The 20,719-nt window shown below is 72.4% G+C and carries 23 protein-coding genes and 1 riboswitch; of the genes, 5 read left to right on the forward strand and 18 right to left on the reverse strand.

Annotation, left to right across the window (positions count from 1 at the left end):
* Window positions 1–6: 6 nt before the first annotated feature.
* From ACFY0P_RS32360 to ACFY0P_RS32380, 5 genes are all read right to left on the reverse strand, one after another.
* Window positions 7–1,200, reverse strand: a complete 1,194-nt coding sequence (locus ACFY0P_RS32360; RefSeq protein ID WP_388921043.1) for a glycine C-acetyltransferase — start codon at window positions 1,198–1,200, stop codon at window positions 7–9.
* A gap of 31 nt (window positions 1,201–1,231) precedes the next feature.
* Window positions 1,232–2,260, reverse strand: a complete 1,029-nt coding sequence (tdh, locus tag ACFY0P_RS32365; protein WP_388921046.1) for an L-threonine 3-dehydrogenase — start codon at window positions 2,258–2,260, stop codon at window positions 1,232–1,234.
* A 176-nt stretch (window positions 2,261–2,436) separates the two neighbouring features.
* Window positions 2,437–2,808, reverse strand: coding sequence for a YybH family protein (locus ACFY0P_RS32370; protein ID WP_388921049.1), 372 nt, complete (start codon window positions 2,806–2,808; stop codon window positions 2,437–2,439).
* Between the two features lie 92 nt (window positions 2,809–2,900).
* A complete protein-coding gene (locus ACFY0P_RS32375; protein WP_388921052.1) occupies window positions 2,901–3,614 on the reverse strand; it encodes an SDR family NAD(P)-dependent oxidoreductase in 714 nt (237 codons plus the stop codon).
* Window positions 3,615–3,744: 130 nt separating this feature from the next.
* Window positions 3,745–4,674: a LysR family transcriptional regulator gene (locus tag ACFY0P_RS32380; protein ID WP_388921055.1), complete on the reverse strand. Its 930-nt coding sequence runs from the start codon at window positions 4,672–4,674 to the stop codon at window positions 3,745–3,747.
* A gap of 107 nt (window positions 4,675–4,781) precedes the next feature.
* Between ACFY0P_RS32380 and ACFY0P_RS32385 the strand changes: the two genes are divergently transcribed.
* On the forward strand, window positions 4,782–5,084 hold the full coding sequence (locus ACFY0P_RS32385; RefSeq protein ID WP_384041824.1) for a muconolactone Delta-isomerase family protein: 303 nt from the start codon (window positions 4,782–4,784) through the stop codon (window positions 5,082–5,084).
* 62 nt (window positions 5,085–5,146) lie between these two features.
* On the forward strand, window positions 5,147–6,292 hold the full coding sequence (locus ACFY0P_RS32390) for a YbfB/YjiJ family MFS transporter (protein WP_388921631.1): 1,146 nt from the start codon (window positions 5,147–5,149) through the stop codon (window positions 6,290–6,292).
* A 31-nt stretch (window positions 6,293–6,323) separates the two neighbouring features.
* On the opposite strand, the gene ACFY0P_RS32395 is transcribed toward ACFY0P_RS32390, so the two are convergent.
* The 8 genes from ACFY0P_RS32395 to ACFY0P_RS32430 all read right to left on the reverse strand — a co-directional run bounded on the left by ACFY0P_RS32395 (window position 6,324) and on the right by ACFY0P_RS32430 (window position 14,300).
* Window positions 6,324–6,923: a TetR/AcrR family transcriptional regulator gene (locus tag ACFY0P_RS32395; protein WP_388921058.1), complete on the reverse strand. Its 600-nt coding sequence runs from the start codon at window positions 6,921–6,923 to the stop codon at window positions 6,324–6,326.
* Between the two features lie 57 nt (window positions 6,924–6,980).
* Window positions 6,981–7,562, reverse strand: a complete 582-nt coding sequence (locus tag ACFY0P_RS32400; protein ID WP_388921061.1) for a GAF domain-containing protein — start codon at window positions 7,560–7,562, stop codon at window positions 6,981–6,983.
* A gap of 61 nt (window positions 7,563–7,623) precedes the next feature.
* Window positions 7,624–8,223 carry an ATP/GTP-binding protein gene (locus tag ACFY0P_RS32405; protein ID WP_351495158.1) on the reverse strand — a complete coding sequence of 200 codons (600 nt, stop codon included), beginning with the start codon at window positions 8,221–8,223 and terminating at the stop codon, window positions 7,624–7,626.
* Window positions 8,201–8,572 (reverse strand): DUF742 domain-containing protein, encoded by a 372-nt coding sequence (locus ACFY0P_RS32410; RefSeq protein ID WP_351714358.1) that lies wholly within the window; start codon window positions 8,570–8,572, stop codon window positions 8,201–8,203. The genes ACFY0P_RS32405 and ACFY0P_RS32410 overlap by 23 nt, the downstream gene beginning before the upstream one ends.
* 2 nt (window positions 8,573–8,574) lie before the next feature.
* On the reverse strand, window positions 8,575–9,009 hold the full coding sequence (locus ACFY0P_RS32415) for a roadblock/LC7 domain-containing protein (protein ID WP_089107225.1): 435 nt from the start codon (window positions 9,007–9,009) through the stop codon (window positions 8,575–8,577).
* Between the two features lie 68 nt (window positions 9,010–9,077).
* Window positions 9,078–11,408, reverse strand: coding sequence for an ATP-binding protein (locus tag ACFY0P_RS32420; RefSeq protein WP_388921065.1), 2,331 nt, complete (start codon window positions 11,406–11,408; stop codon window positions 9,078–9,080).
* 415 nt (window positions 11,409–11,823) lie between these two features.
* Window positions 11,824–12,984, reverse strand: a complete 1,161-nt coding sequence (locus ACFY0P_RS32425) for a DUF4037 domain-containing protein (RefSeq protein WP_388921068.1) — start codon at window positions 12,982–12,984, stop codon at window positions 11,824–11,826.
* A gap of 128 nt (window positions 12,985–13,112) precedes the next feature.
* Window positions 13,113–14,300, reverse strand: coding sequence for an MBL fold metallo-hydrolase (locus ACFY0P_RS32430; protein ID WP_388921070.1), 1,188 nt, complete (start codon window positions 14,298–14,300; stop codon window positions 13,113–13,115).
* 140 nt (window positions 14,301–14,440) lie between these two features.
* Between ACFY0P_RS32430 and ACFY0P_RS32435 the strand changes: the two genes are divergently transcribed.
* Window positions 14,441–15,619: a Glu/Leu/Phe/Val dehydrogenase dimerization domain-containing protein gene (locus ACFY0P_RS32435; RefSeq protein WP_388921073.1), complete on the forward strand. Its 1,179-nt coding sequence runs from the start codon at window positions 14,441–14,443 to the stop codon at window positions 15,617–15,619.
* Between the two features lie 4 nt (window positions 15,620–15,623).
* On the opposite strand, the gene ACFY0P_RS32440 is transcribed toward ACFY0P_RS32435, so the two are convergent.
* Complete coding sequence (locus tag ACFY0P_RS32440) at window positions 15,624–15,779, reverse strand: hypothetical protein (RefSeq protein WP_388921076.1); 156 nt, start codon at window positions 15,777–15,779, stop codon at window positions 15,624–15,626.
* Window positions 15,776–16,387, reverse strand: coding sequence for a helix-turn-helix domain-containing protein (locus tag ACFY0P_RS32445; RefSeq protein ID WP_388921079.1), 612 nt, complete (start codon window positions 16,385–16,387; stop codon window positions 15,776–15,778). The genes ACFY0P_RS32440 and ACFY0P_RS32445 overlap by 4 nt, the downstream gene beginning before the upstream one ends.
* Between ACFY0P_RS32445 and ACFY0P_RS32450 the strand changes: the two genes are divergently transcribed.
* Window positions 16,386–16,943 (forward strand): GNAT family N-acetyltransferase, encoded by a 558-nt coding sequence (locus ACFY0P_RS32450; protein ID WP_388921082.1) that lies wholly within the window; start codon window positions 16,386–16,388, stop codon window positions 16,941–16,943. The genes ACFY0P_RS32445 and ACFY0P_RS32450 overlap by 2 nt on opposite strands.
* A gap of 9 nt (window positions 16,944–16,952) precedes the next feature.
* A complete protein-coding gene (locus tag ACFY0P_RS32455; protein WP_388921085.1) occupies window positions 16,953–17,558 on the forward strand; it encodes a TetR/AcrR family transcriptional regulator in 606 nt (201 codons plus the stop codon).
* Window positions 17,559–17,602: 44 nt separating this feature from the next.
* Here ACFY0P_RS32455 and ACFY0P_RS32460 read toward each other — a convergent pair whose 3' ends face one another.
* From ACFY0P_RS32460 to ACFY0P_RS32470, 3 genes are all read right to left on the reverse strand, one after another.
* Window positions 17,603–18,388, reverse strand: a complete 786-nt coding sequence (locus tag ACFY0P_RS32460) for an SGNH/GDSL hydrolase family protein (protein ID WP_388921088.1) — start codon at window positions 18,386–18,388, stop codon at window positions 17,603–17,605.
* Between the two features lie 145 nt (window positions 18,389–18,533).
* Entirely contained in the window at window positions 18,534–19,250 is a 717-nt protein-coding gene (locus ACFY0P_RS32465) for a DUF6250 domain-containing protein (protein WP_388921091.1), read from the reverse strand.
* A gap of 190 nt (window positions 19,251–19,440) precedes the next feature.
* Window positions 19,441–20,391, reverse strand: coding sequence for a peptidoglycan DD-metalloendopeptidase family protein (locus ACFY0P_RS32470; protein ID WP_388921094.1), 951 nt, complete (start codon window positions 20,389–20,391; stop codon window positions 19,441–19,443).
* A 4-nt stretch (window positions 20,392–20,395) separates the two neighbouring features.
* Window positions 20,396–20,556, reverse strand: a riboswitch (cyclic di-AMP (ydaO/yuaA leader).
* Window positions 20,557–20,719 lie beyond the last annotated feature (163 nt).

Here is a 20,719-nt window from a genome sequence, read left to right on the forward strand (position 1 = left end):
CTCCGTTCAGCCCGCCAGCTGCGCCCGGGCCGCGACGAAGGCGTCCACCGCGCGGTCGACGTCCGCCGTCGAGTGGGCCGCGGACAGCTGGACCCGGATCCGGGCCTGCCCCTGCGGGACCACCGGGTAGGAGAAGCCGATCACGTACACGCCCCGCTCGAGCAGCAGCTCGGCCATCCGGCCCGCCTGCGCCGCGTCGCCGATCATCACGGGGGCGATGGCGTGGTCGCCGGGGAGGATGTCGAAGCCCTCCTCGGTCATCCGGCGGCGGAACAGGGCGGTGTTCTCGGCGAGCCGGACCCGCAGGTCGTCCGCCGCCTCCAGCAGGTCGAGGACCTTCAGCGAGGCCGCCGCGATCACCGGGGCGAGGGTGTTGGAGAAGAGGTAGGGGCGGGAGCGCTGGCGGAGCAGCGCGACGATCTCGGCGCGGGCCGCGACATATCCGCCGGAGGCGCCGCCGAGGGCCTTGCCGAGGGTCCCGGTGACGATGTCGACGCGGTCCATCACGCCGTGCAGCTCGGGGGTGCCGCGGCCGGACGGGCCGACGAAGCCGACGGCGTGCGAGTCGTCGACCATGACCATCGCGTCGTAGCGGTCGGCGAGGTCGCAGATCTCGCGCAGCGGGGCCACGTAACCGTCCATGGAGAACACGCCGTCGGTGACGACCAGCCGGCGCCGGGCGCCCTGCGCCTCCTTCAGCTGCCGTTCCAGGTCGGCCAGGTCGCGGTTGGCGTAGCGGTGGCGGCGGGCCTTGGAGAGGCGGATGCCGTCGATGATGGAGGCGTGGTTGAGGGCGTCGGAGATCACCGCGTCCTCCTCGCCGAGGAGGGTCTCGAAGACGCCGCCGTTGGCGTCGAAGCAGGAGGAGTAGAGGATCGTGTCCTCCTGGCCGAGGAACGCCGACAGGCGGGCCTCCAGCTCCTTGTGGACCTCCTGGGTGCCGCAGATGAAGCGGACGGAGGCCATGCCGTAGCCCCAGCGGTCCAGGGCCTGGTGGGCGGCGGCGATCACCTCGGGGTGGTCGGCGAGGCCGAGGTAGTTGTTGGCGCAGAAGTTGAGGACCTCGCCGGGGCGGCCGCCCGCGGTGACGGCGACGGTCGCGGACTGCGGGGTGCCGATCACACGCTCGGGCTTGTGCAGGCCGGCGGCGCGGATCTCGTCGAGGGTGACGCGCAGGTCGTCGCGCACGGAGTCGAACATTCCAGAAGCTCCTAAGGAACGACGCGAAGAATTACACGGTCCAGTCGAGGATGACCTTGCCGCCGCGGCCGCTGGCCGCGTCGGCGAAGGCCGCCTCGAAGTCGCGGTAGCCGTAGCGGCCGGTGATCACGGGTGCGAGGTCGAGTCCGCCTTCCAGCAGCACCGACATCGCGTACCAGGTCTCGAACATCTCACGGCCGTAGATGCCCTTGATGGTGATCATCGAGGTGACGATCCGGGCCCAGTCGACGGGGAACTCCTGGGCGGGCAGGCCGAGCACGGCGATCCGGCCGCCGTGCGTCATGTTGGCGATCATGTCGCGCATGGCCTCGGGCCGGCCGGACATCTCCAGGCCGATGTCGAAGCCCTCGCGCAGCCCCAGCTCCCGCTGTCCGTCGGCGATCTCGGCCTGCGACACGTTCAGGGCGAGGCTCACGCCGATCTTGCGGGCCAGGTCGAGGCGCTCCTCGCTGACGTCGGTGATCACGACGTGCCGGGCGCCCGCGTGCCGGGCCACGGCGGCGGCCATGAGACCGATCGGCCCCGCGCCGGTGATCAGGACGTCCTCGCCGACCAGCGGGAAGGAGAGCGCGGTGTGCACGGCGTTGCCGAACGGGTCGAAGATCGCGGCCACGTCGAGGTCGACGGGGACGCGGTGCACCCAGACGTTGCCGGCGGGCAGCGCGACGTACTCGGCGAACGCGCCGTCCCGGCCGACGCCGAGGCCCACCGTGGCCCGGCACAGATGGCGCCGTCCGGCCTGGCAGTTGCGGCACTTGCCGCAGACGAGGTGGCCCTCGCCGCTGACGCGGTCGCCCGCCTTGACGTCGGTGACGTCCCGGCCGGTCGCCACGACCTCGCCGACGAACTCGTGCCCGACCACGAGCGGGGTGGTGATGGCCTGCTGGGCCCAGCCGTCCCAGGCCCGGATGTGCAGATCCGTGCCGCAGATGCCGGTCCGCAGGACCTTGATCAACACGTCACCGGGACCGACCGTGGGCTCCGGCACGTCCGTGAGCCACAGCCCGGGCTCCGCCTTCTCCTTGACCAGCGCCTTCAACGCTACGGCTCCTGTGCGTGAGGTCCCGGCCGCGGGGACGCCGAAGCGGCCCGCGGCCGGGGAGGGGGTGGAATCTCACTGCAATCTGCCGCGCCGGGGCACATCGGTCCATCGAGGATTTCTTAAGCGCCGCCACAGCTCGGCTTCACACCCCCGGAACACCCGGCAGGAGACGGCTAGTCGAGGCGGGAGACCTGGTAGTGGGCGATGTGCCAGTCCTCGCCCGTCCGGGTGACGAGGACGGAGAGCTTCACGTCCAGCGGGGGCCGGTCCGTGAACGAGAACTCGACGGCCAGATAGCCGAGGACGACGCCGTCGGCGGGCCGCCGGGTCTCCAGGACGCGGTACGCCGCCTTCATCCCGAGGGGCTGGGAGTCGTAGTAAGCGGCGACGCCCTCTCGTCCGACGCTGTAGGGATGCAGTCCCTGGAAGACGGCGTCCTCGGTGAACTGGGCCGCGACGCTCTCGGGTTGGTGTGCGTCGACGGCCGCCTTCCACCGGTCGAGGACCCCGGTCAGGATCGCCGTGTCGTCCGCGGTGCTGGTCATGTCCGCTCCTTTTCGTGTGCCCTGGTGAGGCGCTGGGGTGAGGTGCTGGGGTGAGGTGCTGGGGTGAGGTGCTGGGGTGACGTGCCGTGCCGTCAGTGTCCGGCGCTCATACCGCCGTCGACGTGCAGGATCTCGCCGGTGACGAACGGCGCGGTCTCCAGGAAGAGCACCGCGTCGACGATGTCGCTCACTTCACCCATCCGGCCGACCGGGTGCAGAGCGGCGAGGAACTCGTGGGTCTCCGCCGGGTGCATGGGGGTCTTGATGGTGCCGGGCGACACCGCGTTGACGCGGATGCCGCGGGTGGCGTACTCGATCGCCAGGGACTTGGTCGCGGACTGCAGGCCGCCCTTGGTCAGCGAGGCCAGGACGGACGGGACCCGGGCGTCCGCGCTGTCGACCAGGCTGGTGGTGACGCTGACGACGTGCCCGCCGCCCTGGGCCAGCAGGTGCGGGACCGCCTGCTGGGTGAGGTGGAAGAAGCCGGCGACGTTGATGCCGGTCACGGCGGCGTAGTCCGCGGCGGTGTACTCGGTGAAGGGCTTCGCGACGAAGACGCCGGCGTTGTTGACCACGGTGTCGATCCGGCCGAACCGCTCGACGGCGGCGGCCACGACCCGCTCGGCGGTCGCCGGGTCGGCGATGTCGCCCTGGACGGTCAGGACGTCCGCGTCGTCGGCGGGGGCGATGGTGCGCGAGGTGGCGACGACCGCGAAGCCGAGCTTGCGGTAGCCCTCGACGAGGGCGGCGCCGATGCCCTGCGAGGCACCGGTGACGATCGCGACCTTCTGCTGCTGCGTGCTCATGATGACCTTCTCCGTAGTGGCTGACCGTGTCACTAGCCGACCGGTCGACTATTCGGAAGCTAGGCCGGGTCCGTCGCAGCTGCCAGGATCGGTTTCCTCCCGGCTGGGAGGCGCGGCCTCCCAGCGCAGCTCAGCCGCGGAGTGCGTACGGGTCGCCCGCGGGCAGCCAGGCGTCCGGGGCGTGGATCCCGAGGTCGCCGACGCCGTCGCACAGGGCGTCGACGACGGCCAGGACGCCGGCCCGGTCCTCGCCCGCGCGCCAGACCAGGGACCAGGTCCAGTACACCTTCGGCGCGACGATCTCGCGGCGGACCAGGTCGGGCGGGAGCGGAGCGGTCTGGCCCTTCGGCGAGTTGAGGACGGGCCGGGTGCAGCGCCGGACGTGGTCGAAGTAGGCGGGGCCGGTGACGGCTCCGTCGGAGATCCGCACCGGGCGGGCGCCGACGGCCTGCGTGAGCTCCTGTGCGTACACGTTCCAGGAGGCCCAGGAGGTGACGTCGTCGTCGATCAGGATGTCGGTGTCCCGGGCCGGCAGGTCGCTCCTGTCGGTGCCCTTCGCGACGGCGTACAGCCGGTCCGCGCCGATCAGCCGGGCGCGCAGCCCGTGCCGTTCGAGGTCCTCGGTACGCACCCAGCAGACGGCCAGGTCCAGACTGCCGTCGGCGACCCGGGCGGCCTGGGTGTGGGAGGGCGCGACCCAGGCGTCCACATGCACCCGGGCCACCGTGGCCGTCCGCGCACCCAGGTCCGGCGGAAGCCAGTTGACGTAGCCGAGCCGTACCGCCTCGGAGCCCGAGAGGCGGCCCGCCCGGCGCTTGAGGTCGTCGGCCCGCTCCAGCAGGTCCCGGGTGTGCGGGAGCAGCGCGGCGCCGGCGGGGGTCAGGGAGACCGAGCGGCGGTCCCGGTCGAACAGCCGGACGCCCAGGTCCCGTTCGAGCGCCTTGATCTGCTGGGAGAGCGAGGGGCCAGCGATGAGCAGCCGCTCGGCGGCCCTGCCGAAGTTCAGCTCCTCGGCGACCGCGACGAAGTACCGCAGCTGGCGCAGTTCCACGCGCGTCATGCTACGCGCGCTGGGAGGCCACGCCTCTCAGCAGCGAGTCAGCCGGTCGTGGCAGGGGTGCCGGTGGCGGCGCACGATGGAGTGACCGACGACGAAGGGAGCACATCGTGCGCGAGTTCCTGGTCGAGATCACCACCGACATCCCCGAGGGCACGGGCCAGGACGAGGTCGACCGGCGGCGGGCCGCGGAGGCCGTCCGGGCGAGGGAACTGGCCGCGACGGGTCATCTGGCCCGGCTGTGGCGCCCGGTGGGCGAGTTGCGCAGCATCGGTGTCTGGCGCGCCGCCGACGAGGAGGAACTCCACGAGAAGGTGCTCGGCACCCTGCCGCTGCGCCCGTGGATGACGCTCACCGTCACCCCCCTGGAGTCCCACCCCAACGACCCGGGCCGGGCCGACGGCACCCGATGACCCTCACCTCTCCCTCCCCCTGGACGCATGTCGCCAGGGCCGCCGCCGCGCTCGCCGCGGGCATGGGCGTCGGCCGCTTCGTCTACACCCCGATCCTGCCCCTGATGCACGACCAGGCGGGCCTGTCCGCCGGTGCCGGGGCGAACCTGGCCACCGCCAACTACGCCGGCTATCTCGTCGGCGCGCTCGCCGGCACCCTGGCCCCCGCGCTGGTCCGGTCGCGCGCGGTGCTGCGCGGTTGCCTGCTCCTGCTGGCCGCCACGCTCGCCGCGATGCCCCTCACCCACAGCACGGCGGTGTGGGGCACGCTGCGGCTGCTGGCCGGCGTGGCCAGCGCCCTGGTGTTCGTGATCGCCGTCGCCTCCCTGCTGCACCATCTGCGGGACCACCCGGCGCACCTGCCCGGCTGGGCCTTCGGCGGGGTGGGTGCCGGCATCGCCCTGTCCGGTCTGCTGGTCCTGGCCCTGCGGTCCGTCGCCGACTGGCGGGCGGCCTGGTGGGCGGCCGCCGCGCTCACCGGGGTGCTGGCGGCGGCCTCCTGGCGGCTGCGGACCGAGGACGCGCCAACCGCGAGCGGAACCGACGAAGGGCGGCCCGGGGGCCGCACCCACCGCTGGTTCGGCGCACTCTTCGTCAGCTACTTCCTGGAGGGCGTCGGCTACATCGTCGCCGGTACCTTCCTGGTCGCGGCGATCGGCCAGGGCTCCCCCGGCTGGGTCGGCAGTGGCGCATGGGTGCTGGTGGGGCTGGCCGCCGTACCGTCCTCGGCGCTGTGGGCCCGGCTGGGGCGCCGCTGGTCCCGCCCCGGCCTGCTGCTCACCGCGCTCACGATCCAGGCGGCCGGCATCGCGCTGCCGGCGCTGACCGGGAGTACGGCCGCCGCCCTCGGCTCGGCCCTACTGTTCGGCGCCACGTTCCTGGGGGTGAGCACCCTCGCCCTGGCCACCGGCGCGCACCTGCGCTTCCCGCGCTCCGTCGCCCTGCTGACCGCCGGCTACTCCGTCGGCCAGATCCTCGGCCCCCTGGTCGTCGCCCCGTTGCTGCGGCACGGCTACCACCAGGCCCTGCTCCTGGCCGCCCTGGTGGTCCTCATGGCCGCCGTCGCGGCCGCCGTGCTGCGGATCGGCTTTCCGCACCACATGGGCGGGGACCACACTGTGGCCCTACGACAGCCGCGGCCGACCGAGACAACCGTCCCCAGGCCCTAAGCCCGGACACCTGGCTCCTGGCCCCTGCCCCCTAGGCCGCTGTCACGCCGAGCAGCGCCCGGCAGTTGTCCCAGAGCGGGCTCAGCCGCCGGGTGCTGTTGTACAGCTTGGCGAACATCACCTGGCCCTCCAGCTGGGCCACCACCGCCCGCGCCGCTTCCCGGGTGTCGGTCACGTCCACCTCGCCGCGCTCCCGGGCCTCGGCGACCACGGACTCCACCATGTCCACCTGCGCGTCGAAGATGTCCTGCAGCCGCCCGCGGACCGCCTCGGTCTGGTTGCTCAGCTCCAGGGCGAGGTTTCCGAACAGACAGCCCGCCACGGTCCCGCAGCCCTGCTGACCGGCCAGCTGACCGGCCTCGGTCTCCTCCAACAGCCGTCGCAGCCGCCGCAGCGGCGCCGCGTCTGCGGTCAGGGCCCGGGTCCAGTCGCGCTTCTGGGCCGCCCAGTGCTCGTCGACGACCGCGAGCGCGAGGGCCTCCTTGGACTCGAAGAAGTAGTAGAAACTGCCCTTCGGCACCCCGGCGGCCTTGCAGATCTCGGCCACGCCGAGTGCGGAGTAGCCGCGCCCTTCGATCAGCGAGCGAGCGGCGTCCAGAATCTTCCGCCTGGCGTCACTGGTACGTCCCATGCGACCAGCGTACGGAGGTACTAGACCGGTCGGCTAGTGAAGGGGCTGTTCCCGTCGTCACAGCAGCGGCAGCCCGTCCGCCTCGCGGCGCTCGATGCGGGCCACCAGCTCCGCCGCCGACGACTTGATGGTCTCCAGACCGGGCCGGCCCCAGGGCCGTGGCTCCACGTCGACCACGCACACCGTGCCGAGCACCGTCCCCGTGCTGTCGATCAGCGGGGCGCCCAGGTAGGACCGGATGCCGAACTCGTCGACGACGGGGTTGCCCGCGAACCGCGGGTAGTCGCAGACGTCCTCCAGCACCAGCGCCTTGCGCCGGACCACCACATGGGGGCAGAAACCGTGGTCGCGGGACAGCTCGCGGCCCAGGACCGGGGTGCTGCCGTCGGCCCGTACCACGGGCGGTGCCACGTCCGGCAGGTGCAGGCCCGCGAAGAACTGACGGTTCAGGTCGATGAAGTTGACCATGGCGTACGGCGCCCGGGTGACCTCGGCGAGCCGGTCCGCGTAGGCGTCGAGGGCGGGGTCCGGGTCTGCGCCCAGACGCAGTTGGCCTAGGCGCCGGGTGCGCTCGGGGGCCTCCTTGTCCTCCGGCGTGAGCAGCAGCCGGCCGGCCGGGCGTGACGGGTCGTACCTCATGCGCGGGCTCCGTCGCAGTGGACGTGGGTCATATATGGGCTCCGTGAGGGGTGTATGAGATTCACATGTGGGCGCCGTGGCTCGGCGCGGAGACCGGAGCGTGGGCGATGAGATGGCGGACGAGAGTGAGCAGGGTCTGGACTCCGGAGCTGGAGATACGGGCGTCGCAGCGCACCACCGGGACCTCCGGGTCGAGGTCGATGGCGGCGCGCACCTCCTCGGGGTCGTAGCGGTAGGAACCGTCGAACTCGTTGATGGCGACGATGAAGCCGAGGCCGCGCTCCTCGAAGAAGTCGACGGCCGCGAAGCAGTCCTCCAGGCGTCGGGTGTCGGCGAGGATGACCGCGCCGAGCGCGCCCTCGGACAGCTCGTCCCACATGAACCAGAACCGCTCCTGTCCGGGCGTGCCGAACAGGTAGAGCACGTGTTCCGGGTCCAGGGTGATGCGGCCGAAGTCCATGGCCACGGTCGTCTCGACCTTGTTCTCGATCCCGTCGAGGCTGTCGGTCGCGGCGCTGACCGTGGTGAGGAGTTCCTCCGTGGACAGCGGCGCGATCTCGCTGACCGCGCCCACGAAGGTGGTCTTGCCGACCCCGAACCCACCGGCCACCAGGATCTTCAGCGCGGTGGGGAAGGGATCAGAGCTGTCGTCGTAGTCCATCGAGTACTGCCTCCAGGAGGGACCGGTCAGTGGGGTTGTGGTGGAACACGGGGGGCTTGGCGGTCAGCGCCCCGCAGTCGACCAGGTCGGAGAGCAGCACCTTGGTGACCACGGCGGGCAGTTTGAGGTGCGCGGCGACCTCGGCGACCGAGACGGGGGCGCGGCACAGGTCGAGGGCCTGCGCGTGTTCGGGGCCGAGGTAGCCGAGGGGCGTGGACCCGGTCGCCATCACCTGCGACATGAGGTCGAGGGCGATGCTGGGCTCGGTCCGGCCGTTGCTGACCGTGAACGGGCGCACGAGGCGCCCGGCCGCGTCGTCGAGCCAGGGCCCGTCGCCGGCTGCCGCCACCCTCAAGGCCTCATCGCCGTGGATTCGACGGCGTGCTGCCGGGGCGCGGTGACGAGGTAGGGGCGGACGCTCTTGACCAGCATCGCCATCTCGTAGCCGAGGACGGCGGCGTCGGCCTCGCGGCCCGCCAGCACGGCGAGGCAGGTGCCGGAGCCGGCGGTGGTGACGAACAGCAGCGTCGAGTCGAGTTCGACGACGACCTGGCGGACGTCCCCGCCGTCGCCGAACCGGACGCCCGCGCTGCGGCCGAGCGAGTACAGGCCGGAGGCGAGCGCCGCCATGTGGTCGGCGCTGTCCGGGTCCAGGCCGTGGACGGACTTCACCAGTCCGTCGCAGGACAGGAGCACCGCGCTGGTGGTGTGCGGTACGCGCTGCACTAGGCCGCTCATCAGCCAGTCGAGGTCGGATACCTGGGCGGTCGGCGCATCGCTCGCCATGGTGGATCGACTCCTTGGGGTACGAAGATCTGCGGGAGCGCTGGGGGTGGGGGTGAAAACGGTGCTGGTCATCCGGCCGGTGCGCTCCCGTCGGGCCGGGCGGTGACTTCGGAGGTGTGCACCGGGCGCAGGGCCTGGGAGTACGACTGGGGACGGGACGCGGACTGGGTGTCGGCGGGGTCCCGGTGGGTCCGGCTCATGTGTGTGGGGGCCATGTGGTCCGTGGCCGGCCGGCCTGTGGTCATGTGGCCCGAGGTCAGGTGGCCTGGGGCCAGGGGGTCCAGTGCCATGGGGTCTGGCGTCATGTGGTCCCGGACCGACTGGTCCGGGACTGTGTGGTCTGGGGCCGTGTGGTCCGGAGCTGTGTGGTCCGGGGTCAGGTACCCGGCCTCCACGTGTGCCGCCTGCATGTGCGGGGCGTCCATGTGCGCTGCATCCATGTGCGTGGCATGGGACGTGTTGCTCGGCCGATCGCCGGATACCTCGCGGGTGGCCATGTCGGCGAAGCCCGTACCGGTGAACCCGTCATGGGGGGATGCACCATGTGCCCCGCCCATAGGCTCGGCGGCGGTCGGCTCCGTCTCGGTCGCCTCGAGGTGCTGCTGGGCCTCGGCTAGGCCGATGCCGCGCTGGAAGGCGGCCATCAGACCGGGGTCGTGTCCGGCCGGGTTCTCGTTCTCCTGGCGGGGTGCCGGCCCGCCACGGAGTTGCGGAACGATGTGCTCCTGGGCGCGGCGGCGGGGCAGTTGGGGTTTGCCCATCGTGCCGCGCACGGCGCCGACGCGCGGTACCGGCGCGGTACCCGCGTGCTCGGCGACCGCCGGCCGGTCCTCGGGGCGGATACCGGGCAGTGCCTCGGCCGGGTTCGGGCGGGTCTCCTGGGTGCCGCGCACCGGCAGCGGCGCGGGCGCGCCCCCCTGCTGGGCATGCCGCCGCCGCCCGCCGCCGGCGGCCGTGGCGGGACCCTGCTGCGGCCCGGGCCCTCGGCCGGCCGGCGCTCCGCCCGCGACGGCTCTGATTCCGGCTCCCGTGTCCGGCCCGGTGGCGCCGCCGCGGACGCCCGTCGGCGCCCCGGTGCCGTCGGACCGGCGGGCTGCCCCGGCTCCGGGCGCACCGGTGGGCGCCGCCGGCGCACCGCCCCCGTTCGCCGCGTCGCGCGGCTGCGGTACGGCACCGGGCGCCCCGGTCGCGCCCGGTGCCGTACCCAGCAGGCCCTGCGGGACGACGAGGACGGCCTGGACGCCGCCGTAGATGTTGGTCTGGAGGCGGACGTTGATGCCGTGCCGGCGGGCGAGCTGGGAGACGACGAAGAGGCCGATGCGGCCGTCGGCCAGCAGGCTGGCGACGTTGACCTGGTCGGGGTCGGCGAGCAGGGCGTTCATCCTGGACTGCTCGCCGACCGGCATGCCGAGTCCGCGGTCCTCGACCTCGACCGCGAGGCCCGAGGTGACGAGGTTGGCACGGAGCAGCACCTGGGTGTGCGGGGCGGAGAACACCGTGGCGTTCTCGACGAGTTCGGCGAGGAGGTGGATGACGTCCGCGACGGCGTGCCCACGCAGTTCGCCGTCGATCGGCGGGACGAGTTTGACCCGGGAGTACTGCTCGACCTCGGCGATGGCGGAGCGCAGCACCTCCGTCATGGAGACGGGGTTGCTCCACTGTCGCCGGGACACGGCACCGCCGAGGACGGCGAGGTTCTCGGCGTGGCGTCGGATCCGGGTGGCCAGGTGGTCGACGTGGAAGAGACCCTTGAGGAGGTCCGGGTCCTCGATCTCGTTCTCCAGTTCGTCGAGGATCGAGATTTCCCGGTGCACGAGGGACTGAAGCCGCCGTGCCAGGTTGACGAAGACCTCCAGCTTCTGTTCGCTGCCGGCCTGGCTGGAGAGCTGGGCCGCCTGCACGACGGCGGTGACGGCGCCGTCGTGCGCGCGGGACAGGTCGGCGGCGAGCAGCTCGAAGTCGTCCGCGTCCCCGGGCGGTCCGCCGCGCGGCTTGCGCTGGGGCGGGGTCTCGCCGCGGCGCAGTGCGTCGACGAGGGCCAGCAGATCGGCCTCGCCGCGGGCGGCGTTGCGGCGCAGGATGCCGACGCGGTCGCTGACCGAGCGGGCGGCGCGCCCGGCGGCCACGGCGGCGATCACGATGCCCGCAGCCGTCACCGAGACCGCCCCGGCGAGCACGGCCAGCAGGGTGAGGCTGGGCCGGGCGCCGGTGGAGCGGACGGTGAACAGGACGGCCGCGCAGCCGCTGAGCGCCACCGCGACCGGTGGCAGCACCGCCAGTCGCATGAGCTGAGGCCGTATGGTCTCGGGCAGCGCGGGAACGGGTCGGGCGACCGGTCGTCCGTGCCGGCCGCCCTCACGGCGGTCGGCGCGGGCGGCCGGTGCACGGAGGTGAGACATCTGCGTCCTCGTACTGGTCCGTCGGGCCTGGTTTCTCGCGCGGGTCGCGCGAGTCGGGCATGCGCCATCGCGGTGCCGGGCGAGGGGACCGCAAAAGAATTCGGCCCCGTGCCGTCCGGCGGACACTCACAGTAGTCGCCGACGCATCATGTGCGGTGGGCAGTTGACAAAGTCCCCCGGAGATGGTCCCGCTCTGGTATGAGCCGTCGTACGAAAGACCGATAACCCCCTCACCGCCCCGCCCTCGAACTGTCACCCACTGATCCGACCTGCTCAGAAACGGTCACACGCAGAAGGCGCGAGCCGGGGCTTCCGGTCATCCGTCCCGCCTTCCCCGGTCGGCGCGCACGCCCCCGGTCGGCCTCCCGGGACGGCCGCAGGGCCACCCCCACCCCCGCCACCACACCCCAGAACGTCACCCACAGTCACCGACTCGGCCTCGCCGGCGCTTCGTCGGCACGCGGGGCGGACCGTCGTGGGCGTCGACGCCCGTCACGGCGTCGGTCGCGGCCCGGGTCAGGTCCGGGCGGCTCAGGACCTCCGTGCTGTCGATGAACTGGTCCACCGCGCCGACCCTGCGCAGCTCCCGTATCTCGGGGTCCTTGATGCGGGCGACGAGGGCCCGGGTGAAGCGGTCGGCGCGCAGCACCCGGAAGGGCCGGGAGTGGTAGGTGCGCGCGGCCGGGTCGACCCGGTCGGTGAGCTCCAGTTCGTTGTGCAGGTGGGCGACGATCTCGTACGCCTGGACCAGATGACGCTCGCGCAGGTGCCAGTCGGTGGCGGCGAGAACGGCGTTGAGTTCGGCGGTGAGCCGCGGGGCCGCCGGGGTGCGGGCGAAGGCGCTGCCGAGCCATTTGCCGTACGGCGGGTAGCGCCGGTCCATCAGCAGGCAGAGCCGCATGAGGTCGCGGACCAGGCGGGCGGCCTCGACGGCGGAGCCCAGTTCGTCGCCGGCCTCGCCGCAGCGGCCGACGAAGGCCTCCTCCTGGAAGATGCGCTGCCACTGGCAGGCGAGGACGTGGAGCCAGAGGTCGTGGGGGTACCAGCGCAGGGCGGCGCGGGCCGGGGTGAGGGTGTGGAGGCCGTCGTGGAAGACGGCGCCGGCGGTGACCTCGGCGAGGAGCTGGGTGGGCAGGGCGAGCCAGGCCGACACGGTGACTCCGGCGGCGGGGTCGAAGCCGAGAGCGGCCCGGAACCAGGAGGAGACGCCGGTCACCTCGACGCGGTGGTGCACGGGGCCGCCCGTGACCCGCATGACGCGGATGTCGCGGTCCTCGGTGGCGGCGAAACGGGTGGGCCAGCCGTGGAAGGTCTTCGGAAGGTGTTCGGCGAGCACATGTCTGATGCGTCCGGCGTGGCGGTTCACATCGTGGGAGTGCAGGAAGAGCTGGAGCCGTGGACCCCATTCGTGGTCGACGGAGCGCTCGGTGTCGTAACCGAGCACCTCGGAGCCCGTGCCGATGCGGGCCGCGGAGTGGGGTATGCCGGGAGCGGCCTCCTCCAGCAGGGGGCGTACGGCCTCGGTGTAGAAGCGCCGGGACAGCTCAAGTCCCGGTAAAAAAGTGCGACTTGGCATATGTGCATGGCTCATGACGATGCCCCTGCCCAGGTTGTGCAGGGGCATGCACGCCACTTTCACGGCACCGCCACACCGGTGACGGCGTCACAGGCCGTTCGTCACGTCTCCTGCCCACAGGCCCTTCGTCACAGGTCGCCCGCGAGGCCGAGATCCCCCTGCCCGGGCGCGCCCTCCGGCTGCTTCCCGTGGTGCCACGGCCGGGCGATCGGCGCCGAGACCGAACGCCACCAGGGGTCCGCGGGCAGCTTCCCGGACGGCTCGAAGGGCTCGCCGGGGCGCGGCAGCGCGACCGCCTGACCCGCCTCGTCGCCGGCGTCCTTGGTCCACTCCCCCGGCTCGGCCCAGGCGTGCGGGGCGAGGTTGAAGGTCCCCCAGTGGATCGGCAGCAGCACCCCGTGCGGCTGCCCGCCCTGGAGGTCGAGGTGGGCGCGCATGCCCTCCTGAGGCGTCATGTGTATGTCGGGCCAGAACTCGCTGTACGCACCGATCTGGATCATCGTCACGTCGAAGGGCCCGTGGTCGGCGCCGATGTCCTTGAAGCCGTCGAAGTAGCCGGTGTCACCGCTGTGGTAGATCCGGTGCTCCTCGCCGGCGACGGCCCAGGACGCCCACAGGGTGTGCTGGGTGTTGCGCAGTCCCCGGCCGCAGAAGTGGCGGGCGGGGGTGGCCGTCAGGGTGAGCCCGCCGACCTTGGTCTCCTCGTGCCAGTCCAGCTCGCGCAGCCGGTCGGCGGGGACACCCCAGTGTTCGAGGTGGGCGCCGACGCCGAGCGGCACGGCGAACACGGTGTCCGTGCCGGCCAGCGCCTTGATGGTGGGCAGGTCGAGGTGGTCGTAGTGGTCGTGCGAGATGACCACGACGTCGACCGGGCCGAGCGCGGCCAGCGGCAGCGGTACGGGGTGCAGCCGCTTGGGCCCGGCGAACGGGAACGGGGAGCAGCGATCACCCCAGACCGGGTCGAACAGGACGCGGTGCCCGTCGATCTCGGCGAGGACGCTGGAGTGGCCCATCCACGTCACCCGCAGGCCGGTGGCGGCGGGCACGGCGAGGTCGGCGACGGTGGTGGGGTGCACCGGGACGGTGCCCCGGGGGGCTCTGCGGGCGCGCTGTTCCTTCTCGAAGTACGTCTTCGCGAACTCCAGCATCGAGCCCGAGGGCCGCATCCGGGTGGTGCCGCCGGGGTTCTGGAAGACGCCGTCCTTGAAGTGCGGGGAGCCCTGGATGCGGGCCAGCCGCTCGCCGCCGGGGTCCACGCCGAAGGCAGCGGGCCGCAGCACGCGGAGCCCGGAGCTCAGGGAACGCAAGCCGGTCACGGTACCTCCAGTGGTGTCGCCGAGGCCCCCATTATGGTCGGCCCGTCAGACAGTCGGCGTTGACACCGCCCCACCGCCCTCCTGATACTGACCCACTGTTCAGTAACACCGTTTCTTCACACCGCTCCCGAGGAGCCCCCGTGACCGCTCCCCTGATGTCCCTGGTCTGGACCGACCACGTCACCGGCCGCCGGGGATTCCTGGTCGTCGACCGGCTGGTGCGGGGTGTGGCCAGCGGCGGCCTCCGGATGCGGCCGGGCTGCACCCTGGAGGAGGTGACCGGGCTCGCGCGCGGAATGACGATGAAGGAGGCCCTGCACTACAACCCCGAGGGCCGCTACGTTCCCCTTGGCGGCGCCAAGGGCGGCATCGACTGTGATCCGCAGGACCCGGGGGCGTACGCCCTGCTGGTCCGCTACCTGCGCGCCATGCGGCCGTACGTGGAGGGTTTCTGGACCACCGGCGAGGACCTCGGGCTCACCCAGGACCTGGTGGACCGGGCGGCGGCCGAGGCGGGGCTGGTCTCCTCGATCCAGGCCGTGTACCCGCTGCTGGACGACGAGGCGGCGGCCCGGCGGCGGCTGGCGGACGCCTTCGCCGTCGAGGTGGACGGGATCGGCCTCGACGAGCTGGCCGGCGGCTGCGGAGTCGCCGAGTCCGCCCTGACGGCGCTGGACCGGGCCGGGGTGCCCTACGCGGGGACGCGGGTCGCCGTGCAGGGCCTCGGCACGATGGGCGGGGCCACGGCGCGGTTCCTCAGCCACGCGGGGCTCACGGTCGTGGCGGTCGCCGACGTCAAGGGCACGATCGCCAACCCGTCGGGGCTGGACGTCGAGGCGCTGCTGCACGCGAGGGACGCGTACGGCACCGTCGACCGCGCGGTGCTGCGCTACGGAGACGTGGAACTGCCGGGTGACGCCTGGCTGTCCGCCGACGCGGAGGTGCTGGTGCCGGCGGCGGTGTCGTACGTGGTCGACGCCGCCAACGAGCACCTGGTCACCGCCCGCTGGATCGTGGAGGCGGCCAACATGCCGGTGCTCCCCGAGGCGGAGGAACGGCTCACCGCGCGCGGGGTGACCGTGCTGCCGGACGTGGTGGTCAACTCGGGCACCAACGCCTGGTGGTGGTGGACCCTGTTCGGCGACATCGGCCCCGACGCCGACGAGGCGTTCGCCCACATCCGCCGCTCGATGCGGGCCCTGGTGGAGCTGATGCTGGACCGCGCGGAGTGCGACGGCACGACGCCCCGCGCCGCGGCCCACGCCCTGGTGACCGACCGGCTGCCGGTGATCGCGGAGCGCTTCGGCTGGTACCGGTGACGGATCAGCGGCGTCCGAGAGCAGTCGCGAGCAGCAACGCGCTCAGGGCGGTGAGGCTGGTGCCCTGCCGGCCGAACGCGTCGAGCAGGGGCGCGGCGACCGCCGGGACGGCTATGGCGGCCGGCAGGAACGTGCCGCCCCGGGGCAGCGGCCGGCTCACGGCCGGGTGTCACGGGTGAGGACGACGGCGTAACGGCACTCGGCGTCGGTGGTGTTGGCGAAGACCCGCTCGGCCGGTGCGCCGAGTTCGATGGTGTCGCCGGCATCGAGTTCGTGGACCGTGTCGCCGTCGTGGAAGGTGAGCCGGCCGTCGAGGACCCAGACGAGCTGTCGTACGAAGGCGAAGGCCGCGGCCGGGTAGGGCACCCGGGCTCCGGCGGGCAGCCGGATCTCGGCGATCTCCGCCGGGAAGCGCGGGCCGGTGACCTGCCGGCGTCGGTAACCGGTGCCGGGGTCGCGCCACTCGGCGGCGTCGGCGCCGCGCCGCACGCCCGGGGTGTCGGCCACGGGCTCCTGCACGTCCTGCGTGCCTTCCGCGAGGGCCAGCAGCGAGGCGACGCTGAGCTGGAAGGCGGCGGACAGCTTGCCCAGCACGACCGCGGTGGGGCTGCTCTCGCCGCGTTCGATCCGGCTGATCATCGCCGGGGAGACACCGGAGGCGTCCCCGAGCTGCGCCAGCGTCCAGCGGCGGCGCTCCCGCTCGACGCGGACCCGGGCGGCGATCTGCCGCGCCAAGGCGTCCGCCGGTGGTTCTACTATGTTGGACATGAATCCAATATATGAGAGAAGCGTGGTGACGGTACGGCCGGCCCGGCCCGGTGACGAGGAGGCCGTCCGTGCGATCCGCAACCACGCGATCGAGCACTCGACGGCCCTGTGGACCGAGACCCCGCAGTCTCCCGCCGAGGGCGCGGCCTGGTTCGCCGCCCACCTCGAACGCGGCTCGGCCCTCGTGGCCGAGACGGCCGACGCACCGGGCGAGGTGGCCGGGTTCGCGGTCTACGGCCCGTGGCGCGCGCTGGACGGCTACCGGCATACGGTGGAGAACTCCGTCTACGTCCGCGAGGGCAGCCATGGGCTGGGGGTCGGCTCCGCGCTCCTCGGCCCGCTCATCGCCTCGGCGCGCGGGGCCGGTCACCATGTGATGATCGCCGGCATCGAGGCCCGGAACGCCGCGTCGATCCGGCTGCACGACCGGTTCGGCTTCGAGCACGTCGGCACCGTCCGCGAGGTGGGCACCAAGTTCGGCCGCTGGCTGGACCTGACGATCATGCGGCTGCCGCTGGCCTGGGACGGCGACGCGGCCGGGGGGACGACCGATTAGGGTGACCGCGTGGCGAGAGTGCGGTTGAGCGTGGCGGAGCGGCGGGAGGAACTGCTGCGGGCCGCCATCGAGCAGATCGAGGCGCGGGGCGTGGCGGCGGTGCGGATCGCCGATGTGGCCTCGGCCCTCGGCGTGAGCAACGCGCTGGTGCTGTACCACTTCTCGACGAAGGAGAAGCTGGTCGCCGCCGCCTTCACCTATGCCGCCGAGGACGACCTGGCGCATCTGCGCAAGCTGCTGGGCCGCCGCACGTCGGCGCTGCGCCGGCTGCGGGCCGCGGTGCGCTGGTACGCGCCGACCGGCCAGGCCAAGGGCTGGCGGCTGTGGATCGAGGGCTGGGCGGTGGCGTTGCGGGAGCCCGCGCTGCGGGATGTCACCAAGGGCCTGGACCAGCAGTGGAAAGCGGCGATCGCCGAGGTCATCGCCGAAGGGGTGGCCGCGGGCGAGTTCCGGTGCCCCGACCCCACGGCCGCGGCGCTGCGGCTGACCGCGCTGCTCGACGGGCTCGCCGTCCAGCTGACGTCCTACCCCGGCGCCGTACCCCGGGCCCGGGCGCAGGAGTGGGTCGACGAGGCGCTGGCACGCGAACTGGGGCTGCTGCCCGAGCAGCGGTAAGGGGCGACCCGCCATGAGGCCACCCCTTACCCGCCGGTTGCGCCTCAAGCCACCGAAGCGATCCGCATCTTGATGTCGTCCGGGGAGAGCGCCCCCTTGGCCGTCACGTGGTCGCCGGACGACTCGCCGCGCAGCCGGCGCCCGATCCACGGGACGAGGTACTCGCGGGCCCAGTGCACGTCGTCGCGGCGGACCTCCAGGGTGCCGCGGGGCGGCAGCGGGGGCCATGGCTGGTCAGGGTCGGCCGGCACCTCGATGCCGAGCACCTGCCCTGCGCGCAGGGCCACGCGCGTGTGCCCCTCGGGGGACAGGTGCAGGCGGTCGCCGTCCCAGGCCCGCCGGTCCTGCACGGTCTTGAGGGACCACAGGTCCAGGACCGGGCAGCCGTACCGGTCGGCGATGGCCCGGACATGCCCGTTGTACGTGGCGATCTTGCCGCGCAGATGCTTGAGGACGGGCACGCCCCGGGTGTCGAACCCGGTGGTCACCAGCACCGTGCCGACGGCCTCGGTCAGTTGGGCCACGGCCCGCTCGAACCGCTCGGCCACCTCGTCGGGGTCGGTGCCGGGGCGGATGATGTCGTTGCCGCCCGCGCAGAAGGAGACCAGGTCGGGGGCGAGTTCCAGGGCCTGCGGCACCTGGTCCGCCACGATCTGGTCGAGCAGTTTGCCGCGCACGGCGAGGTTGGTGTAACTGAAGTCGCCTTCGGGCCGCCGGTCCGACAGCAGTACCGCGAACCGGTCGGCCCAGCCGACGAACGCCCCGTCGGGGCCGGGGTCGCCCACGCCCTCGGTGAAGCTGTCCCCCACCGCCGCGTACGACCCGATCACTGATGCATTGTCACTCTTCGCGTCGTCTCCCACATCGGACCATGATTCACCTTCGACTGTGACCTACGCGACCGTAATAAGGGGTTGACGCTCGGTGAGATAAGACACTTTTAAATACTTTGCCAAGCCCGGAATAAGGCCCTGATCAGCGACGTTGAGGAGTCGATCGCCAGACGCGGAAGTCGTTGATCCGAAAGTGGCTCCAGGTGGTCCGGAACGCGAAGTGCCCGCCGGTATAAGGCTCCGGGTCGGTGTAGTCGAACACCAGCCGACCGTTGTTCCACCATCGCACGGCCGGGCCGTCGGAGAGGATCCGGACGTGGTTGGGTTCGTTGGCGACGAGCAGCGGCTCGGTGTAGTCGTAGATCAACGGACGCACACCGGGCTCGCCGACGTAACGGCGCAGTCTGGTCGTGGTGTTGTAGTTGGCGCCATAGCCGGCGTAGTACGTCGTGAGGTAGTCGTACTCGGCGAGGGCGCCCCCGCGCGGGGTGGCGAACAGGTCGTCCGGGGAGCGGACGTCGGTGGCGTTCCAGAAGTTGTTGAGGTCCGAGACGCGGTCGTCGGCACCGCCCGCCGAGACCGGGGTGGCGGTGTACTCCAGGACGTACGGTCCTTCGAGCCGGCGCCGGAACCAGAGGGTCGCGCCGGCGGGCACGTCGACCTCCAGGGTCCCACGCGAGGCGGTGACCGTACCTCCCTGCTCCAACTCCACGAACCACTGGCCGAGGCCGTGGCGGAAGTCGTCGTGGGCGAGCAGCCGACGGCGCCGGGGCGCGGCAGTCGCGGGCACGGCGGGGCCGAGGGCCGCGAGGGCGGCTCCGGCGGCCAGGGTTCCGAAGGCTCGGCGGGTGGTCGTCATACGGCGGGTTCCCTCCGCGGTGCGGGAATGATGGAAAGCGCTTGCACCAAACGGGTTCACTGTGCCGCCGCGCTGCCGCCCCTGTCGATGCCCTGAGCACTCCCGCCACGAGAAGGACATACCGAAGGCCGGACCCGGGGATCGGGGGTCCGGCCTTCGGAGTGCGTGTCGGACGAGTGGAGGCGCCGGGTCAGCCGACGGCGACACCCTTGGAGCGGAGGTAGGCGACCGGGTCCACGTCCGAGCCGTAGTCGGGGGTGGTGCGGATCTCGAAGTGGAGGTGCGGGCCGGTCACGTTGCCGGTCGCGCCGGAGAGGCCGACCTGCTGGCCCACGGTCACGGTCTGGCCGACCGAGACGGAGAGGGCGGAGAGGTGGCCGTACTGCGCGTAGTAGCCGTCGGTGAGCCGGATGACGACCTGGTTGCCGTAGGCGCCGCCCCAGCCGGCCGTGACGACCGTGCCGGCGCCGGCGGCCTTGACCGGGGTGCCGGTCGGGACGACGAAGTCGACGCCCGTGTGGTAGCCGCTGGACCACATGCTGCCGGCCACGTGATAGCCGGTGCCGACGGCGCCGCCGGCGACCGGGAGGGTGAAGCCGGAGGCGGTCGTCGCCGAGCCGTCCGAGCCGTCCGAGGACGAGGATGAGGATGAGGCCGAAGACGAAGACGAAGACGAGGTGGACGACTGCGGGTTCGACTGTGGCTGCCAGCGGGAGCCGGAGCCCGTTGCGTCCGTCGTCGCGGCGTGCCGGCCGCCGAGGGCGAGCTTGAGGCCGGGGTGGATCAGCGAGGGGTTGTCGCCGACGGCCTGCCGGTTGTCGGCGTAGAGCCGGTGCCAGCCGCCGCGGACGTTCTGCTCGCGGGCGATCTTCGAGAGATAGTCACCGGGCACCACCGTGTAGATGCGGTGCGCGGAATGCGCGGCCCCGGAATTCCCGGCGAGCGCCTCCTTCACCGCGGTCTTCTGGACCGCCGGAAGCGACTGCGTGGCCTTTTCGGAAACGGACTGCGTAGTGGCCGCGTGGGCGCCGGTGGCCCCCATGAGCGGCAGAGCCAGCGCGGCGCCACCGGTTCCGGCGACGGCCATCGAGCGGGTGAGACGCTGGGACTTGGGGCGGCGGTGCTTACCCTTCGCGGGCATGACGCATTCCTCTCCGGCGCCTGCGAGGTGAGCTGTCGGGTTCGGGCTGGAGCTGCCCGGCCACGCGGGAGAACGTGACTACACCCCAAGCCGTCCCGGGAACCGGAACAGGCGGTCTTACCTGGTGGGTCCCCCGCTCCTGCCGGGCACGGGTGAGTGTGTGTGGGGACTCCGGGCGGCGGCAGGATTCGGCGTTCCGACCGGATGTGTGGCGAACGTAAGCGAGTAGGACGGACGTGGACAAGCGGCCGGTTCCACCCGTCCGTGTTTCACTTGATCCCTTGTCGGAATTCCCGGTCACCCTCCGTGAATTCCGGCCTGTTCGGTG

It is taken from the genome of Streptomyces sp. NPDC001714 (assembly GCF_042892755.1).
GTDB lineage: Bacteria > Actinomycetota > Actinomycetes > Streptomycetales > Streptomycetaceae > Streptomyces.

Bases quoted from the DNA above. Each gene is read 5' to 3' on its own strand.
- ACFY0P_RS32360 (WP_388921043.1), bottom strand. From the start codon at position 1,200: ATGTTCGACTCCGTGCGCGACGACCTGCGCGTCACCCTCGACGAGATC.
- ACFY0P_RS32370 (WP_388921049.1), bottom strand. From the start codon at position 2,808: ATGACCAGCACCGCGGACGACACGGCGATCCTGACCGGGGTCCTCGAC.
- ACFY0P_RS32375 (WP_388921052.1), bottom strand. From the start codon at position 3,614: ATGAGCACGCAGCAGCAGAAGGTCGCGATCGTCACCGGTGCCTCGCAG.
- ACFY0P_RS32380 (WP_388921055.1), bottom strand. From the start codon at position 4,674: ATGACGCGCGTGGAACTGCGCCAGCTGCGGTACTTCGTCGCGGTCGCC.
- ACFY0P_RS32390 (WP_388921631.1), top strand. From the start codon at position 5,147: ATGGGCGTCGGCCGCTTCGTCTACACCCCGATCCTGCCCCTGATGCAC.
- ACFY0P_RS32395 (WP_388921058.1), bottom strand. From the start codon at position 6,923: ATGGGACGTACCAGTGACGCCAGGCGGAAGATTCTGGACGCCGCTCGC.
- ACFY0P_RS32400 (WP_388921061.1), bottom strand. From the start codon at position 7,562: ATGAGGTACGACCCGTCACGCCCGGCCGGCCGGCTGCTGCTCACGCCG.
- ACFY0P_RS32405 (WP_351495158.1), bottom strand. From the start codon at position 8,223: ATGGACTACGACGACAGCTCTGATCCCTTCCCCACCGCGCTGAAGATC.
- ACFY0P_RS32415 (WP_089107225.1), bottom strand. From the start codon at position 9,009: ATGGCGAGCGATGCGCCGACCGCCCAGGTATCCGACCTCGACTGGCTG.
- ACFY0P_RS32420 (WP_388921065.1), bottom strand. From the start codon at position 11,408: ATGTCTCACCTCCGTGCACCGGCCGCCCGCGCCGACCGCCGTGAGGGC.
- ACFY0P_RS32425 (WP_388921068.1), bottom strand. From the start codon at position 12,984: ATGCCAAGTCGCACTTTTTTACCGGGACTTGAGCTGTCCCGGCGCTTC.
- ACFY0P_RS32450 (WP_388921082.1), top strand. From the start codon at position 16,386: ATGAATCCAATATATGAGAGAAGCGTGGTGACGGTACGGCCGGCCCGG.
- ACFY0P_RS32445 (WP_388921079.1), bottom strand. From the start codon at position 16,387: ATGTCCAACATAGTAGAACCACCGGCGGACGCCTTGGCGCGGCAGATC.
- ACFY0P_RS32465 (WP_388921091.1), bottom strand. From the start codon at position 19,250: ATGACGACCACCCGCCGAGCCTTCGGAACCCTGGCCGCCGGAGCCGCC.
- ACFY0P_RS32470 (WP_388921094.1), bottom strand. From the start codon at position 20,391: ATGCCCGCGAAGGGTAAGCACCGCCGCCCCAAGTCCCAGCGTCTCACC.